Raw genomic sequence first — 18105 nt, forward strand, 5'->3', positions numbered from 1 at the left:
GCTTCCGTCGCCGAACGCCTGCCAGGGGGACCCATGAGCACCGTGAACACCGTCGACTTCGGCGCCGGGCCGCTCTCCCGCGCCGCCGCCCTGCTGCACACCCTCCTCACGGTCGAGGCCCTGTTCCTCGCGACCGCCGCGCCGGGCCTGGCCGGCCTGCTCGCCCTGGGCCCCGACCCGGCCAACCTGCCCCTGGCCGCCGTCTGCCTGACACCGCTCGCCCCGGCCGCCTCCGCCGCGCTGTACGCCCTGCACCACCGCGGCCGGGACCTCACCGACCTGCACCCGGCCCGGGCGTTCGGACGCGGACTGCGCCTGAACGCACTGCCCGCGCTGAGACTGTGGACGCCGCTGTCGGTCTGGCTCACCGTGATCGCCTTCACCCTCACCCACTTCAACGCCACCGGACTGCCCGTCTGGTGGGCGGTCCTCCTCGGAGCCGTCGGCGCCGCCTGTCTGCTCTGGGGCGCCCACGCGCTCGTCCTCACCTCGCTGTTCACGTTCCGCGCCCGGGACACCGCGCGCCTGGCCGCCTACTTCCTGCTCCGGCGGCGGAGCGTCACCCTGGCCGCGGCCTCGCTGCTGGTCCTGGCGGCCGCCGTGACCGCCGCGTTCACGGAGGCCCTGACCGCCCTCCTCGCCGCACCCCTGCTGCTCTCCCTGCTGCGGTCGAGCCGCCCGCTGATCGCCGAGACCCGGGAGGAGTTCACCGCATGAGCGAGTACGACCCCGCGACGGGGACCGGCCCCCGCGTCAGTGGATGGTGCGCCCGTGCTCGTCGGGGACGCCCGACTTGCGCAGGAAGTAGCTGTTCACCTGGTCCCGCCACTCACGGGCGCCGCGCACCTGCTCGTCATAGCGTTCCGCGACCCGCGCGTGCCGCGCCGGGTCCACCAGATCCGCGAGGCCCGCCCACACCCGGCGGGCCTCCTCCGCCTCCTCGACCCCCTCGAAGTGCGTGTCGTAGATGTGCTGCACGACCGTCTTCCCGCTGCTCAGGACATGTCCGTAGGGCACGTGGTGGAAGAACAGCAGCAACTCGTCCGGGCACGAGGCCGCCGACTCGTACCGCGCGGACCAGGGGCCGCCGTACTGGCCCGCGAAACCGGTGCCGGTCGCCACGCTGCGGTCGACGCCGATCCCGTCCCGGTCGGCGAAGTGGTACGTCCCCCAGGGGCTGTACTCGTAGCCGTCGACGGCGGGCCCGTAGTGATGTCCGGGCTGCACCATGAAGCCCACGCCCAGCGGGGCCGTGTACTTCTCGTAGGTCCGCCAGGAGTCCCGCAGCACCGCGCGCAGACCGTCCGCCAGCCGCCCGGGAGCGGACGGGAAGGTGAGCGCGATCCACTCGTCCAGGATCCGCAGCGGGTCGGCGTCCGGCCGCCAGGCGAGCCGGCCGAAGGTGTAGAGGTTGGCCTGGGCCAGCGGGTGCCCCGTCCAGAACGGGTCGTCGCCGGCGTTGGACACCGCCACCGCCCCAGCGCCCGCCAGCGCGGCGACGGTCGGGCCCTGGTCGCCGCCCGGACGGAAGCGCAGCACCTCGCTCCACATCGGCCCGAGCCAGCACACGTGCCGCTGCTGCCCGGTGTACTCCTGGGTGACCTGCACCTCCACGGCGACCCGGGTGCGCGGCAGCGCGCCGAACACGGGCGAGACCGGCTCGCGGACCTGGAAGTCCATCGGCCCGTGCTTGACCTGGAGCACGGCGTTGGGGGCGAACTCCCCGTCCAGCGGCGCGAAATGGTCGTACGCGGCCCGCGCCCGGTCGGTCGAGCGGTCCCGCCAGTCCTGGCGGTGGTCGTACACGAAGGCCCGCCAGTGGACCGTGCCGCCGTACGGCGCGAGGGCCGCGGCCAGCATGTTCGCGCCGTCCGCGTGCGTACGGCCGTAGGTGAACGGGCCGGGCCGGCCCTCCGAGTCGGCCTTCACCACGAACCCGCCGAAGTCCGGGATCGCCTCGTACACGTCGTGCACGGCCTTCGCCCACCAGTCGCGCACGGCTCCGTCCAGGGGGTCGGCGGTGGGCAGCCGGCCGAGCACCACCGGCGCGGCGAAGGTCACCGACAGATGCGTCCGGACGCCGTACGGCCGCAGCGCCCCGGCGATCCGCGCCACGTCGCCGATCCGGTCGGTGAGCAGACGGGCCTCGGCGTCGTGCACGTTGACGTTGTTGACCGCCACGGCGTTGACGCCGCAGGACGCCAGCAGCCTGCCGTACGCCCGGACGCGCTCGAGGTCGTCGCGGGCCCGGCCGTCCCGCCAGAACAGCGAGCCGCCGGCGTATCCGCGCTCCACCTGTCCCATGACCGGATGCACGGCCACGTTGTCCCAGTGGTCCAGCATCCGCAGGGCCGTCGCCGGCCGGTGCTCCTTCCGCGGCCGTGTGCCGCGGAAGGCGTCCTCGCCCAGCCGTACGACGTGGAACAGCCCGTACAGCAGCCCGCGTTGACCGGCCGCCGTGACGGTGGTCGTCCCCGCGGCACGTTCGAGGACGAACCCCTCGCCGCCGTCACCGTTGCCGGTCCCGTCGTCGTCGGCCACGCGCAGGACGAGGTCGTACGAGGCGTCCGAGGCGTCCGACGCGCCCCGCGCCGTCTCCCCGCCGAACCGCGCGCAGGCGGCGGCCACTTCGCCGTGCACGGTCTCCGCCGGCGGGCCCGAGCCGTCGACCCGGGTCCGTCGGACGCCCAGCGCCCGGAACGCCTCGGGCGGCAGCCAGGCGGGGTCGACCCCCTCGGACAGGACGGGCACGGTGTTCGGCATGCTCCCCCTCGGGTGATGCGGACCGGCGCGGCGCCGACGAGGCCGTGATCCCATTCTGGGACACGCGTGGCCGCCGGTACAGCGGGCGACGACGGCCGGGCGCCGGTTTCAGGACAGCAACTCGACCTCCGCCAGGCGCAGTTCGTCCGCCGGGGTGCCTGTGCCGTCCGTCCCGTCGAAGACCAGCCGGTAGTGGCCGTACCGGCCGGGCCGCGCGATCGTGAAGGCCCGCGTCTGGCGGTCCCACCGGAAGGCCTGCGCGGACCGCCGGTCCAGGTCCGTCCACGCGCGGCCGTCCGCGGATCCCTGTAGCGTCCAACCGCCGGGGGCGCGCGCGTGGTCGGCGCACGTCAGGGTGTACTGCCGCGCCCCGGTCGGTGCCGTGACCGGCAGGACGACCGTGTCCGGCACGGCTGCCCGCGTCGCCGACGTGTCGTCGAACAGCGGGCCCGCGCCGCCCTTCAGCGCGTCCGTCCGGGGCGTCGGGACCTTGCCGTCACGGCTGATCGAGACCGGCCCCGCGTTCTCGCCGGTCCCCCAGGCCGAGGGCCGCGGACCCATGGCGAAGTCCAGGACCGCGCCCTTGGCGAGGAGGGCGTGGGGCAGCGCGGTGGACGTCCAGGGACGGCCGTCGACCTTCAGGCCCTGCACATAGACGTTGCGCGCGCTGTTCCCCGGCGCCCGGACCACCAGATCCCTGCCGTTCTCCAGGTGCACGGTCGCCTTGGTGAACAGGGGGGAGCCGACCGCGTACTCGCCGCCGCCCATCACCAGCGGGTAGAAGCCGAGCGCGGAGAACAGGTACCAGGCCGACTGCTCGCCGTTGTCCTCGTCGCCGTGGTAGCCCTGTCCGATCGAGCTGCCCGTGTAGAGCCGGGAGAGCACCTCGCGCGCCTTCGCCTGCGCCTTCCACGGCTGCCCGGCCGCGTCGTACATGTAGACGGCGTGGTGGGCGACCTGGTTGGAGTGCCCGTACATGCCCATCCGCACGTCCCTGGCCTCGGTCATCTCGTGGATCACCCCGCCGTACGAGCCCGCGAACCGGGGGGAGGCGGTCTCCGGGGTGGCGAAATAGGCGTCGAGCTTCTTCGCCAGTCCGCCGCGGCCGCCGTACAGGGCGGCCAGGCCGCGGCTGTCCTGCGGCGCGGTGAAGGCGTAGCCCCAGCCGTTGGTCTCGGTGTAGTCGTAGCCCCACACCCTCGGGTCGTAGTCGCCGGACGGCACCCGCCAGGCGCCCTTGTCGTCCTTGCCCTGGAAGAAGCCGGCGCCGGGGTCGAAGAGGTGCACATAGCCCTGGGCGCGGTTCAGGAAGTACTCGGACTCCTCCCGGTAGCGCTCCAGGCCCGTCCGCCGGTACAGGGCCTGTCCCATGCGGGCGATGCCGTAGTCGTTGAGGTAGCCCTCCAGCGCCCAGGACAGCCCCTCGTGGGTGGCCGTGCTGGTGTAACCGAGGAAGGGGGAGGTCGACATGCCCTTGCGGCCCACCCCTGATGCGGGCGGGACGACCGTCGCGTTCTTCAGGGCCGCCTCGTAGGCCGCCGCGGCGTCGAAGCGCACCCCCTTGACGTAGGCGTCGGCGAAGGCCACGTCCGAGGACGTGCCGGTCATCAGGTCGGCGTAGCCGGGGGAGGACCAGCGCGAGGTCCAGCCGCCGTCCTTGTACTGCTGCACGAAACCGTCGGCCAGCACACCGGCCTGCGTCGGGGTGAGCAGCGCGTAGGCGGGCCAGGTCGTCCGGTAGGTGTCCCAGAAGCCGTTGTTGACGTAGACCTTGCCGTCCACGATCCGCGCGCCGGTGTGCGTGGGCGTGTCGGGGCCCGGCATCGGCGAGAAGGGCGAGGCGTACCGGTACGCAGCGCCCACCCGCTCGAAACCGGAGTTGGGGTACAGGTACAGCCGGTACAGGCTGGAGTACAGCGTCGTCAGCTGGTCCTGGCTCGCGCCCTCGACCTCCACCCTGCCCAGGAGGTCGTCCCACTGCCGCTGGGCCCGCGCCTCGACGGTCGCGAAGTCGGTGCCCGCCGGGATCTCCCGCCGCAGGTTGTCCCGGGCCTGGTCGACGCCGATGAGCGAGGTCGCCAGGCGCAGGGTGACGGTGTGGTCGGCGCCCGCGTCGAACCGCAGGTAGCCCTTCACCCCGTTCGACGAGCCGTCCGTCACCGGAGCGTCGAACTCGCCGTAGACGAAGAGCCGGGTCGCTCCCGCCGACAGCCCCGACTTCACGTCCGAGTAGCCGGTGACGACGCCGGCGTCCTCGTCCAGCGTGAGCCCGGCCTGTTCGGTGACGTTGTCGAAGACGACGCTCGCGTCTGGGCCCGGGTAGGTGAAGCGCAGGGCGGCCGCGTGGTCGGTGGGGGCCAGTTCGGCCCTGAGGCCGTTCTCGAAACGCACGCCGTAGTAGTAGGGGCGGGCCGTCTCGTTCGTGTGCCGGAACGCCAGTGCCCGGGCCGTCCGTCCGGTGTCCGGGACGCCGGCCGCGGCGGACGGCATCACCTGGAACGTCTGCCGGTCGCCCATCCAGGGACTCGGCTCGTGACTCGCGCCGAACGCCTGGATCGTGGGCAAGTTGTCGGCGTTGTTGCCGCGTGCGTAGTCGTACAGCCAGCCGAGCGAGGACGCGTTCGTCACCGGCGTCCAGAAGTTGAAGCCATGGGGCACCGCCGTGGCGGGGAACGTGTTCCCACGGGAGAAGCCGCCGCTGGACTGGGTGCCGCGCGTCGTCAGCGCGTAGTCCGACAGATGGGCCTTCCTCGGCTCCGGGGCGGCGGTGCGCAGCGCGACGTCGTCCACCCAGCCGCGGAACCGGGCGGGCCCGGCGGGGGAGTCGTAGGCGAGCAGGATCCGGTCGACGGTCTTCCCGGCCGCCACCGCGCCGATCCCCGACACCACATCGTTCCACTGGTTGACGTAGAGCACCTTCGCCGCGCCCTGACCGCGGGGCGACAACGGGAACCCGTACTGGTCGCGCGCGCCGAGCGCGCTCAGATACGTCCCGTCCGTGAAGGCCAGGTCGACCGAGACGTGGGTGGCGGCGTAGTCCAGGTCGCCGTCCGCCATCGCGGGGAAGATCCGGTAGGCGAGCCGGGTGCGCGGGCCGACCCGCACGTCGACGTCGAAGACCTTGTTGTACGAGTACGCGCGGCCTGCGGCGGTGTGCCGGCCCGCGTAGCGCAGGGCCCGGCGGCCCGTGAACCCGGCTGCGGCCTTGGCCGTCGGCGATCCGGCGGGTCCGCGGTCCACGGTGGTGAGCATGTCCGGCGGGACGGGCCCGTCGTCCCCGCCGGTGCCGAACCGCACGTCGGCGAGTTGCAGGATCGGGGCGCCGTGGTTGCGGGAGACGTCGAGCCGGAAGTGCCGGTACTCGGCCGGGGCCGCGAGGCCGTAGGCGCGGGTCTGCAACCGCTCGGCGAAGGACTCCCCGGTGCGGCTGTCGAGCCGCGTCCAGGCCGTGCCGTCCGCCGAGCCGGAGAGGGTCCAGTCGGCGGGGTCGCGCTCGGCGGCGTCGTTCGCGGACGTCAGCGCGTAGGCGCTCACCCGGGCGGGCCGGTCGAGGTCGAACTCGACCCAGCCTTCGGCGGCGAAGGTCAGCCACTTGGTGCTCGCCTCGCCGTCGACGAGGTTCTCCTTCACCTCGCCGCCCGCCGTGTTCTCGGCGCCGGCCCGGACGTCGGTGACCCGGTCGGTCACGTCGCCGGGAAGGCCGCCGCCGTAGCCGCCGTCGACGCCCGAGGCGCGCTTGCCGCCGTCGGGCGCGGACTCGACGGTGCTCAGCCAGTCCGGGGCGCGCTCGCCCGCCTCGAACGACGAGGCGAACTCCCGCTCGGGCAGCGGGTCCCGGGACGGCAGCGTGGCCGCCGTTCCCGGTGCGCCGCCGGCCGTCACGACCAGAACGGCCGCGATCACGACCGCCCACCACCGCCCAGACCTTTGCATGCGTGAGCACCCTCCCCAGCACCGGACCACGCCCCGGACAACGTTGTCCTCCTGGTTGCGCAGGAATCAGTAGGTGGGCAAGTGGACAGGGATGTCAAGAACGTTGATGGCGCCGGCGAGGGGTCATTTCATGCAATTCTCCGGCAAGGCGCCCATCCGCCGGTCATATTTCCAGGAGGTCTCAACTCGGAAAAGACCCGCGGCCAACCTTGTATTCGATCTTGCCCATTCGACCGGGAATGGACTATACCTGTCGGCGATTCACCCTCCGTCCCGTGAGACCTCCGCACCACGCGCTCCGTACGACCCTGCTTGACCCGACCGCGGCGCCGGGAAGGATCCGGCGCACCGCCCGAGTTCCGGAGAAGGCGAGGACTTGAGCATGGGATCCCCCTCCGAGTACAACGGTCCTGAGCACGAGGGCTTCGAGAAGCGCGACGCCGGCCGGCGCGGTTTCGAGAGAAAGGGCGCCCCGGGCGTCGGGCGCAGAGATCTGATCAGGAGATCGGCGGCCCTCGGCCTGATCTCCGTCCCGGCGACGGGATTCCTGGCCGCCTGCGCCAGCGGCGGCGGGAGCGGCGAGGACAAGGCCAAGGCGGGAAAGAAGACCGCGAAGAACCCGCTCGCCGTCAACGAGACAGCCCAGCTGGAATTCGTCCTGTTCGACGGCGGATTCGGCAAGGAGTACGCCGAGGACGCGGTGAAGATCTACGAGAAGAACTTCCCCGGGGCGAAGGTGAAGTTCTCGGCCACGCAGAAGATCCAGTCGACGCTCCAGCCCCGTTTCAACCAGGGCACCCCGCCCGACCTCATCGACAACTCCGGCGCCGAGCAGATGGACATGGGCGTCCTGGTGGGCAAGAACCAGCTCGCCGACCTCACGCCGCTCCTCGACGCCCCGTCCTTCGACGACCCGGCCAAGAAGGTCCGCGACACCCTGCGCCCCGGCATCGTCGAGATGGGCCAGTTCGACGGCGCGCCGGTGTGGATCATGTACTACGCCTACACCGTCTACGGCGTCTGGTACTCGCGGAAGGCGCTCGGCTCGCTCGACGCCGAGTACCCGCAGACCTGGGACGAGATGCTCGCGGTCTGCGCGAAGGCCAAGAAGAAGGGCATCGCCGGCTGGACGTACGCGGGCAAGTACCCCTATTACCTCCCCTTCTCGCTGTACCCGATGATCGGCAAGGTGGGCGGCCGCGAGGTCCTCGACGCCATCGACAACCTGGAGCCGAACGCCTGGCGGCACCCGGCCGTGAAGGCGTGCTTCGAGGCGTACTACGAGCTCTACAAGAAGGGCTACGTCCTGAGGGGCACTCCGGGGCTCGACCACATCCAGTCGCAGACCGCGTGGGCCAAGGGCAAGGCGCTGTTCCTCCCCAACGGGTCCTGGGTGGAGAACGAGTCGGCGAACGTCATCCCGCCGGACTTCGACCTGGCGGTGTCCGCGCCCACCGGCATCGACTCCTCCGACAAGATGCCCTTCGGCACCATCTGGGCCTCCGGCGGCGAACCGTTCATCGTGCCGGCCAAGGCGGACAACACCGCCGGCGGCATGGAGCAACTGCGCGTCATGCTCAGCGAGGCGTCGTCGAAGAACTTCACCTCCAAGGTCAAGTCGCTCACCGCGTACAACGGCGGCACCGACGGCATCACGCTGACACCGGGGCTGAAGTCGGGCGTCGCCGCACTGGACAAGGCGGGCTCCAACGTGGTGAATCCACGACTTCAGGACTGGTACGTCCAGTTGCAGAAGGAGAAGATCGGGGTGTCCGGGCTGGGCGAGATGATGGCCGGCCGGATCACTCCCGCCGAGGCGATCAAGAAAATCCAGGACTACGCCGACGCGACCGCCAAGGACGCCTCGGTCAAGCATTACAAGCACCAGTGACGACGGAATCACCGCGAAGCGTCCGCAGAAGCACCGGAGTGGCGATGCAGCACGGCAAATACCGGTTCATCGTGGGGTTCCTGGCGCCGCCCCTGGGGCTGTACGCGCTCTTCGTGGTGTGGCCGTTCATCCAGTCCATCTACTACTCGTTCACGGACTGGACCGGCCTCAGCCCCGAATTCACGATGGTCGGCCTGGCCAATTACCGCAGGATGCTGGACGACGACATCTTCTGGAAGTCCCTCCGGCACAGCCTGGTGTTCGCGGCCGTGCTGCCGCTGGTGACGATCGGACTGGCGCTGTTCTTCGCCTTCATGATCAATGTCGGCGGGCGGCGACGAAGAGGCGGTCCGGTGGTGTCCGGCGTCCGCGGCTCCTCCTTCTACAAGATCGTGTATTTCTTCCCGCAGGTCCTCTCCATCGCCATCGTCGCCCTGCTGTTCGCCTTCGCGTACAACCCGGACAGCGGCGCCGTCAACTCGTTCCTGCGCGGGATCGGCCTGGACGGCGTACAGCCCCTCTGGCTCGGCGATCCCGACCTCGCCCTGTGGTGCGTCATGGCGGTGCTCGTCTGGTCGACGGTCGGATTCTTCGTGGTCCTGTTCTCGGCCGGCATGGCCTCCATCCCGGCCGACCTCTACGAGGCCGCGCTGCTCGACGGCGCGAACCGGTCCACGACGTTCTTCCGCCTCACCCTCCCGCTGCTCTGGGACACGGTGCAGTCGGGCTGGGTCTACATGGGCATTCTCGCGCTGGGCGCCGAGTCGTTCGCGGTCGTGCAGATCATGACGACCGGGCCGGGCGGCCCCGACTACTCGACCACCGTCATGGTGCTGTACGTCTACCAGAAGGCCTTCCGCGACGGTCAGGCCGCCTACGCCACCACCATCGGCGTCGCCCTGCTCGTCGTGACGCTGGCCTTCGCCGCGGTCGTGCTGCGACTGGGCCGGCGCGAGCGGCTGGAGTACTGACGATGAAGACGACCGAGACCTCCGCGCCCCTGCCGGCCGACCCCGGATCCGGCGCGTCCGTCAGCAAGGCCGGCCCGCCCGCGAAGGAGCGGCCGACGAGGGAGAAAAGCGAAGGAAAGGTGCTCAACGCCTTCTCCCACGGCGTTCTGGCCCTCTGGGCGGTGATGGTCGTCCTGCCGCTGCTCTGGGCGGTGATGACCTCCTTCAAGGACGACAGCTCCATCTTCGGCTCGCCCTGGTCGCTGCCCGGCACCCTGCACTTCGACAACTGGTCGCGGGCCTGGACCGAGGCCGACATGGGCGACTACTTCCTCAACACCGTGCTGGTGGTCGGCGGTTCGCTCATCGGCACGCTCGCCCTCGGCTCGATGGCGGCCTACGTCCTGGCCCGCTTCGACTTCCCGGGCAACCGCTTCGTCTACTACCTCTTCATCGCCGGCATGGGCTTCCCGATCATGCTGGCCCTGGTGCCGCTCTTCTACGTCGTGAACAACATGGGGCTGCTCAACACCATCCACGGCCTGATCCTGGTCTACATCGCCTACTCGCTGCCGTTCACGGTGTTCTTCCTGACGGCCTTCTTCCGCACCCTTCCCACCTCGGTGGCGGAGGCCGCCTTCGTCGACGGCGCCTCGCACAGCCGTACCTTCTTCCAGATCATGCTGCCGATGGCGAAGCCCGGTCTGATCAGCGTCGGCATCTTCAACTTCCTGGGGCAGTGGAACCAGTACATGCTCCCGACGGTGCTCAACACCGACCCCGACAAGCGCGTCCTCACCCAGGGGCTGGTCCAACTGGCCGTCAGCCAGGGATACAAGGGCGACTGGTCGGGACTGTTCGCGGGACTGGTGATGGCGATGCTGCCCGTGCTGGCCGCGTACATCGTCTTCCAGCGACAGGTGGTCCAGGGCCTGACGGCGGGCGCGTTGAAGTAACGACGCCGGCGCGGGGGCGCAAGGGGGCGCGGGGGCGCACCGGACGCCACCCGCACCGCCACCCGCACCCCGGCCCGCGCCCCGGCTCACGCACGGCCCGCACCCGGCGCGCATCCGGCGTCTGAACAGGCCCGTCCGCCCGCTCGCCGCCCGTCCGGCGCTCCGCCGCCGCCCGCCCCGCAGCTCTCGGCGACGCTCGCGCCGTCCGCGCCCGGCGTCCCGCCCGTCCTGCGCGTCCGCGGGTGCGCGGGGCCTTCGCGTCGCCGTGCCGGGCGCCGTGCGGCGAGTGGGTGAGCGGCGCTGGGCCGAAGCGGTGACCGTGGGCGACACGTTCCCGCGGGGTGGTGCCCGCAACGCCCCGCACCCGGCCCCGTACGCCCCGCGACCGAGGGCTCCGCCACCCTCCGTGTTTCTTCGCACGCATGCGGATACTGTTCAACCTCTTGACGGGAGGCGACCCGAACAGCTCAGCTTAGAGTTCACTAGTTGGACATAGGGGCCTCATCGAAGCGGTCCCGCGCGCAGGAGGTCGTCGTGGAGACTCCGGGGTCGCAGTCGTCGCTGCACCGAGCCAACCTGGAGCGAGTCGTACGCGCCGTGCGCCTGGCCGGGTCCCTCACCCAGGCGGAGATCGCCCGGACGACCGGGCTGTCGGCCGCGACCGTCTCCAACATCGTGCGCGAACTCAAGGACGGCGGAACCGTCGAGGTCACGCCCACCTCGGCCGGCGGCCGCAGGGCCCGCAGCGTCAGTCTGAGCGGGGACGCGGGCATCGTCATCGGCGTCGATTTCGGGCATACCCATCTCCGGGTCGCGGTCGGGAACCTGGCCCACCAGGTGCTCGCCGAGGAGTCCGAGCCGCTGGACGTGGACGCCTCGTCCACCCAGGGCTTCGACCGGGCGGAACAGCTGGTCAGCCGGTTGATCGAGGCCACCGGGGTGGACCGCGCGAAGGTCGCCGGAGTGGGTTTGGGCGTGCCCGGGCCGATCGATCTGGAGTCCGGCACCCTCGGCTCCTCCGCGATCCTGCCCGGCTGGATCGGCACCCGCCCCGCCGAGGAGATGAAGGGCCGGCTGGGCGTCACCGTGCACGTGGACAACGACGCCAACCTCGGCGCCCTCGGCGAGATGGTCTGGGGCAGCGGCAGGGGCGTGCGCGACCTCGCGTACATCAAGGTGGCGAGCGGTGTGGGCGCCGGTCTGGTGATCGAGGGGAAGATCTACCGCGGCCCCGGCGGCACCGCGGGAGAAATCGGGCATATTACACTCGATGAATCCGGCCCCGTCTGCCGCTGCGGGAACCGGGGCTGCCTGGAGACCTTCGCGGCCGCGCGCTATGTGCTGCCGCTCCTCCAGTCCAGCCACGGCACGGATCTGACGATGGAAGGCGTCGTGCGGCTGGCCAGGGACGGAGACCCGGGCTGCCGTCGGGTGATCGCCGACGTCGGCCGACACATCGGCAGTGGAGTCGCCAATCTGTGCAACCTGCTGAACCCGAGCCGGGTGGTCCTCGGCGGCGATCTCGCCGAGGCCGGTGAACTGGTGCTCGGGCCGATAAGAGAGTCCGTCGGCCGCTATGCGATCCCGAGCGCCGCGCGTCAACTCTCCGTTCTCCCAGGGGCACTTGGGGGTCGTGCCGAAGTGCTCGGAGCGCTCGCCCTCGCACTCAGCGAGATGGGTGATTCGACCCTTTTGGACGGCACGCTGACCGCCGCGACACCTGCCTTCACTTAGAGAACGAATGACGCCGTTGCCATCTCGTTAAGTATTTACTTCTTGACGTCGCACGTGTGGCCGAGTTGACTTCCAGCCACCTCGGCCGCAGCGTTGCGGCCCTGTCAGGGAGGCACACCCCAAATGAACGCAACGATGCGTAGAGTCGTGATCGGCGCCACCGCCGTCTCCATGGCACTGTCGATTGCCGCGTGCGGCAAGGCCGGCGACAAGGACAGCGACTCCGGCAGCAGCAGCTCGGGCGACAAGTCCATCGGCCTGCTGCTCCCCGACAGCGTCACCGCGCGGTACGAGAAGTTCGACAAGCCGTACTTCGACGCCAAGGTCAAGGCGCTCTGCTCCGACTGCAAGCTGGAGTACGCGAACGCCGCGGCCGACCCGGCCAAGCAGGCCCAGCAGGTCAGCAACATGGTCACCAAGGGCGTGAAGGTCATCGTGATCTCCGCCCAGGACTCGGCCGCGATCAAGTCGTCCATCAAGTCCGCGGTGGACAAGGGCGTCAAGGTCGTCGCGTACGACCGTCTCGCCCAGGGCCCGGTCAGCGCCTACGTGTCCTTCGACAACGTCAAGGTCGGCGAGCTCCAGGGCCAGGCCCTGCTCGACGCCCTCGGCGCCAAGGCCACCCCGAAGTCGAAGATCGTCATGATCAACGGTGACGACGCCGACCCGAACGCCGCCCAGTTCAAGCAGGGCGCGCACAAGATCCTCGACGGCAAGGTCGACATCGCCTACGAGCAGTCCGGCCTGTGGAAGGACACCGTCGCCGCGCAGAAGATGTCCGCGGCCATCACCCAGCTGGGCGCGAAGAACATCGCGGGCGTCTACGCCGCCAACGACGGCATGGCCGGCGGCATCGCCAACACCCTCAAGGGTGCGAAGATCAGCAACATCCCGCTGACCGGTCAGGACGCGGAGCTCGCGGCCATCCAGCGGATCGTCGCCGGCACCCAGTCCGCCACGGTCTACAAGGCCTACAAGCCCGAGGCCGAGACCGCCGCCCAGCTCGCCGTCAACCTGCTGGAGGGCAAGGACATCAAGTCCCTGGCCACCCAGACGCTGACCAGCGGCTCCGGCGACAAGGTGCCCTCGCAGCTGCTGACCCCGGTGTCGGTCACCAAGGCCAACATCAAGGACACGGTCGTCAAGGACGGGCTCTTCACGGTCGCCCAGATCTGCACGCCCGAGTACGCCGCCGCCTGCAAGGCCGCCGGCCTCCAGTAGCGGCCCCCCTCCCGGGGAACCGTCCCGGCCGGCGTGAGCCGGACGCGGTCCGTTCCCCGGGACCCGTCGACCGCCCCCGGCGGTCCCGCGAGACCTGTCCGACGCCCGCCCCACCTTCACACCCCGCTGCCGGGGCGGGCGTCGGACGGAACCGTTGCCAGGAGCAGCGGATTCGCGCATGTTCATCTTGTAAACCTCGTGCGTCGGCGCCGCGTCACCCGCGCGTCGCGCACATCCCTCCGCGCCTGTTCGTTGCGCGCGGCATCCCCGCCGGTCAGGCGGCGAAGGAGATGGTTCACGTGTCCGCTACGCCCGTGTTGGCGTTGCGCGGGGTCTCCAAGCGATTCGGTGCGGTCCAGGCCCTCACCGAGGTCGAGCTGGAGGTCCACGCCGGAGAAGTGGTCGCCCTGGTGGGCGACAACGGCGCAGGAAAGTCCACCCTGGTCAAGACGATCGCGGGTGTCCATCCCATCGATGAGGGCGTCATCGAGTGGGAAGGCAGGCCCGTCAGCATCACCAAGCCGCACGACGCCCAGGGACTCGGCGTCGCGACCGTCTACCAGGACCTCGCCCTGTGCGACAACCTCGACGTGGTCGGCAACCTCTACCTCGGACGTGAGCTGCTGCACCGCGGCGTCATCGACGAGGTGACGATGGAGAAGAACGCGCGGGAACTGCTGTCCACGCTCTCCATCCGCATCCCGAGCGTGCGCATCCCGATCGCGAGCCTCTCGGGCGGTCAGCGCCAGGTCGTCGCCATCGCCCGCGCGCTGATCGGCGACCCGAAGGTCGTCATCCTCGACGAGCCCACGGCCGCCCTCGGCGTCGAGCAGACCGCGCAGGTCCTCGACCTGGTCGAACGGCTGCGCGAGCGCAACCTCGGCGTCATCCTCATCAGCCACAACATGGCCGACGTCAAGGCGGTCGCCGACACCGTCGCCGTCCTGCGTCTGGGCAAGAACAACGGCTCCTTCCCCGTGAAGGACACCAGCCACGAAGAGATCATCGCCGCGATCACGGGTGCCACGGACAACGCCGTGACCCGTCGTGCGGGGCGTCGCACCGCGGAGGCGGCAAAGTGAGCGACACGTCGAAGCCCGTCAAGAGCGACTCCTCGGAGCCCGTGAAGGGCACGAAGACCGAGAAGGCCGCGACGGCGACCGGGGTCGGCAAGACCGGGGGCATGGTCGCCGGCCAGGAGACCGTGGCCCCCGCGGACGACCCGACGGCGGCGCCCGTCACCGTCGTCGACCCGCGTCTGCTGATCCGCGAGGAGGGCCTCAAGGGCTACCTCACCGAGTTCAAGCGCAAGGTCAAGGGCGGCGAGCTGGGGCAGATCCCGGTCGTCATCGGCCTGATCGTCATCTGGACGATCTTCCAGCTGCAGAACGACCGCTTCCTGAGCGCCGCCAACCTCTCCAACATCAGCTACTTCCTCTCGGCCACCGGCATGCTCGCCATCGGCCTGGTGTTCGTGCTGCTGCTCGGCGAGATCGACCTGTCGGTCGGTTCCGTCAGCGGCCTGGCGTCCGCGCTGTTCGCCGTGTTCGTGACCGACCACGGCGTGAATCCATGGCTGTCGCTGGTCCTGGCGATCCTCGTCGGCATCGCCGTCGGCGCCCTCCAGGGCTGGTTCTTCGCGAAGATCGGCGTACCGGCGTTCGTGGTGACCCTGGCCGGCTTCCTCGGCTGGAACGGTCTGATGCTGTGGCTGCTGGGCTCCAGCGGCACGATCAACCTCCCGTCGGACTCCGGCCCGGTCCACCTGCTCGGCCAGAACTCCTTCTTCATGGACCAGGCGATCATCGGCGCCTACATCCTGGCCGGTCTCGCCGTCGTGCTGTCCCTGGTCGGCAACTTCGGTGAGCAGCGCCGCCGCCGGGCCGCCGGGGTGCCGTTCCGCCCGACCGGCGAGATCCTGCTGCGCGTGGGTCTGCTCGCGCTCGCCGCGTTCGTCTCCGCCGCCGTGCTGAACAACGCCTCGGGTGTCTCCAACGCGCTGGTGATCTTCCTGGCGGCGCTGGTGATCGTGGACTTCGTGCTGCGCCGCACGACGTACGGCCGCAAGGTCTTCGCGGTCGGCGGCGGCATCGAGGCCGCCCGCCGCGCCGGCATCAACGTGCCGATGATCCGCATCACCGTGTTCGCCATCTCCGGCGGCTTCGCGGCGGTCGGCGGCATGTTCTTCGCCGGTCAGACCGCGGGCGCCTCGCTGAGCGCCGGCGGCGGCAACACCCTGATGCTCGCCATCGCGGCGGCCGTCATCGGCGGCACCAGCCTCTTCGGCGGCCGCGGCACCGTGTGGTCCGCGCTCCTGGGCATGCTGGTCATCCAGTCCATCCAGACCGGTCTGGACCTGCTGAACATGAACACCTCGATCCAGTACATGATCACCGGTGGTGTTCTGCTCGGCGCCGTCGTCATCGACTCGGTGTCCCGCAAGAGCCAGAAGGCCGCCGGCCGCGGCTAGTCCGGTCCGCGACCCAGGTCTTCTTCTCGCAGCACCCCGTGCCCGGCATCCCGGTGGATGCCGGGCACGGTCGTGTCATGGGAGGGGCCGATCCCGGGTACGCCCGTTCGCGTGACGTATGACGCACGGGCCGGACACCGGCCGCCCGGACGGAACATTAGACTCGACAAGCCCGGCAACAGCTCGATCAGCTTTTAGTGCAAGGAGGCACGGGTGCCGCTGCTGACCCGCATCAGGGGACCGCGCGATCTGGACCGGCTCAGCCTGGAGGAGCTGGACCAGCTGGCAGGGGAGATCCGGACCTTCCTCGTCGACGCCGTCTCCAAGACCGGCGGCCACCTCGGCCCCAACCTCGGCGTGGTCGAGCTCACCATCGCCCTGCACCGGGTGTTCGAGTCGCCCAAGGACAAGGTGCTGTGGGACACCGGCCACCAGTCCTACGTCCACAAGCTGCTCACGGGCCGGCAGGACTTCTCCCGGCTGAAGATGAAGGGCGGCCTGTCCGGCTACCCCTCGCAGGCGGAGTCCGAGCACGACGTCATCGAGAACAGCCACGCCTCCACGGTGCTCGGCTGGGCCGACGGCCTCGCCAAGGCCAACCAGATCCTGGACCGCGACGACCACGTCGTCGCCGTCATCGGAGACGGGGCGCTCACCGGCGGCATGGCCTGGGAGGCGCTGAACAACATCGCCGACGGCGACCGCCCGCTGGTCATCGTCGTCAACGACAACGAGCGCTCCTACGCGCCGACCATCGGCGGCCTCGCCAACCACCTCGCCACCCTGCGCACCACCGACGGCTACGAGCGCTTCCTGGCCCGCGGCAAGGACCTCCTGGAGCGCACGCCGGTCGTCGGCAAGCCCCTCTACGAGACCCTGCACGGCGCCAAGAAGGGCCTGAAGGACTTCATCGCCCCCCAGGGCATGTTCGAGGACCTGGGCCTGAAGTACGTCGGCCCGATCGACGGCCACGACATCGAGGCCCTGGAGTCCGCGCTGGCCCGCGCCAAGCGGTTCGGCGGCCCGGTCATCGTGCACTGCCTCACCGAGAAGGGCCGCGGCTACCAGCCCGCCCTCCAGGACGAGGCCGACCGCTTCCACGGCATCGGCCCCATCCACCCCGACACCGGTCTGCCGATCAAGGCCTCGGGCGCCGACTGGACCTCCGTCTTCGGCGACGAGATGGTGCGGCTCGGCAAGGAGCGCGAGGACATCGTCGCGATCACGGCGGCCATGCTCCAGCCGGTCGGGCTGAAGAAGTTCGCGGACGCCTTCCCCGAGCGCATCTACGACGTCGGCATCGCCGAGCAGCACGCCGCCGTCTCCGCCGCCGGCCTGGCCGCGGGCGGGGTGCACCCGGTCTTCGCGGTGTACGCCACCTTCCTCAACCGGGCCTTCGACCAGGTCCTGATGGACGTCGCCCTGCACAAGTGCGGGGTGACCTTCGTCCTGGACCGGGCGGGCGTCACCGGCACCGACGGCGCCTCCCACAACGGCATGTGGGACATGTCGATCCTCCAGGTCGTGCCCGGCCTGCGGCTCGCCGCCCCGCGCGACGCCGACCAGGTCCGCGCCCAGCTGCGCGAGGCCGTCCAGGTCGAGGACGCCCCGACCGTCGTCCGCTTCTCCAAGGGCGCCGTCGGCCCCGCCGTGGCCGCCGTGGGACGCGTCGGCGGCATGGACGTGCTGCGCGAGAGCGGCACCGACACCCCCGACGTCCTGCTGGTCTCGGTGGGCGCCCTGGCCCCGATGTGCCTGGAGATCGCGACGCTCCTCGACCGCCAGGGCATCACCACCACCGTCGTCGACCCGCGCTGGGTCAAGCCCGTCGACGAGGCCATGGCGCCGCTCGCCGAGCGGCACCGGGTGGTCGTCACCGTCGAGGACAACTCGCGCGTGGGCGGCGTCGGCTCGACGATCGCCCAGGCCCTGCGCGACGCCGGCGTCGACGTCCCGCTGCGCGACTTCGGCATCCCGCCGCGCTTCCTCGACCACGCCTCGCGCGCGGAGGTCATGGCGGAGATCGGGCTCACCGCGCCCGACATCGCCCGCCAGGTCACCGGCCTCGTCTCGAAGCTCGACGGCCGCTACGGCCGCTACGGCGCCGCGGCCTCCGACGTCGACTCCGTGGAGAGCGCCCGCGACTGACGCCGCCGCAGAGCGCCTACACGTCCGAACGGACCGGTT

At 70.6% G+C, this 18105-nt stretch carries 11 protein-coding genes; 9 read left to right on the forward strand and 2 right to left on the reverse strand.

Translation table 11 applies throughout. The features are described 5' to 3' along the window. Nucleotides 1–33 precede the first annotated feature (33 nt). Complete coding sequence (locus OG802_RS27380) at nucleotides 34–717, forward strand: hypothetical protein (protein ID WP_329414621.1); 684 nt, start codon at nucleotides 34–36, stop codon at nucleotides 715–717. 36 nt (nucleotides 718–753) lie between these two features. Here OG802_RS27380 and OG802_RS27385 read toward each other — a convergent pair whose 3' ends face one another. Together OG802_RS27385 and OG802_RS27390 are read right to left on the reverse strand one after the other, a co-directional pair. After that, entirely contained in the window at nucleotides 754–2763 is a 2010-nt protein-coding gene (locus OG802_RS27385; protein ID WP_329414622.1) for an alpha-glucuronidase, read from the reverse strand. Between the two features lie 108 nt (nucleotides 2764–2871). After that, entirely contained in the window at nucleotides 2872–6696 is a 3825-nt protein-coding gene (locus OG802_RS27390; protein WP_329414624.1) for a GH92 family glycosyl hydrolase, read from the reverse strand. 382 nt (nucleotides 6697–7078) lie between these two features. Here OG802_RS27390 and ngcE point away from each other — a divergent pair, with 382 nt between their 5' ends. The 8 genes from ngcE (at nucleotide 7079) to dxs (ending at nucleotide 18066) form a co-directional block, all read left to right on the forward strand. After that, nucleotides 7079–8587, forward strand: a complete 1509-nt coding sequence (gene ngcE, locus OG802_RS27395) for an N-acetylglucosamine/diacetylchitobiose ABC transporter substrate-binding protein (protein ID WP_329414626.1) — start codon at nucleotides 7079–7081, stop codon at nucleotides 8585–8587. Nucleotides 8588–8631: 44 nt separating this feature from the next. Beyond that, on the forward strand, nucleotides 8632–9558 hold the full coding sequence (locus OG802_RS27400) for a carbohydrate ABC transporter permease (RefSeq protein ID WP_329414628.1): 927 nt from the start codon (nucleotides 8632–8634) through the stop codon (nucleotides 9556–9558). Nucleotides 9559–9560: 2 nt separating this feature from the next. Beyond that, nucleotides 9561–10493: a carbohydrate ABC transporter permease gene (locus tag OG802_RS27405; RefSeq protein ID WP_329414630.1), complete on the forward strand. Its 933-nt coding sequence runs from the start codon at nucleotides 9561–9563 to the stop codon at nucleotides 10491–10493. Between the two features lie 534 nt (nucleotides 10494–11027). Next, entirely contained in the window at nucleotides 11028–12227 is a 1200-nt protein-coding gene (locus OG802_RS27410) for an ROK family transcriptional regulator (RefSeq protein WP_329414632.1), read from the forward strand. A gap of 135 nt (nucleotides 12228–12362) precedes the next feature. Then, nucleotides 12363–13448 (forward strand): sugar ABC transporter substrate-binding protein, encoded by a 1086-nt coding sequence (locus OG802_RS27415; RefSeq protein ID WP_329414634.1) that lies wholly within the window; start codon nucleotides 12363–12365, stop codon nucleotides 13446–13448. Between the two features lie 290 nt (nucleotides 13449–13738). After that, nucleotides 13739–14530 (forward strand): ATP-binding cassette domain-containing protein, encoded by a 792-nt coding sequence (locus OG802_RS27420; protein ID WP_329414635.1) that lies wholly within the window; start codon nucleotides 13739–13741, stop codon nucleotides 14528–14530. Continuing rightward, nucleotides 14527–15918 carry a sugar ABC transporter permease gene (locus OG802_RS27425; RefSeq protein WP_443055367.1) on the forward strand — a complete coding sequence of 464 codons (1392 nt, stop codon included), beginning with the start codon at nucleotides 14527–14529 and terminating at the stop codon, nucleotides 15916–15918. The genes OG802_RS27420 and OG802_RS27425 overlap by 4 nt, the downstream gene beginning before the upstream one ends. A 213-nt stretch (nucleotides 15919–16131) precedes the next feature. Continuing rightward, nucleotides 16132–18066 (forward strand): 1-deoxy-D-xylulose-5-phosphate synthase, encoded by a 1935-nt coding sequence (gene dxs / locus OG802_RS27430; protein WP_329414637.1) that lies wholly within the window; start codon nucleotides 16132–16134, stop codon nucleotides 18064–18066. The last annotated feature ends 39 nt before the right edge of the window (nucleotides 18067–18105 follow it).

Origin of the sequence: Streptomyces sp. NBC_00704, assembly GCF_036226605.1 — a bacterium.
Taxonomy (GTDB): domain Bacteria; phylum Actinomycetota; class Actinomycetes; order Streptomycetales; family Streptomycetaceae; genus Streptomyces.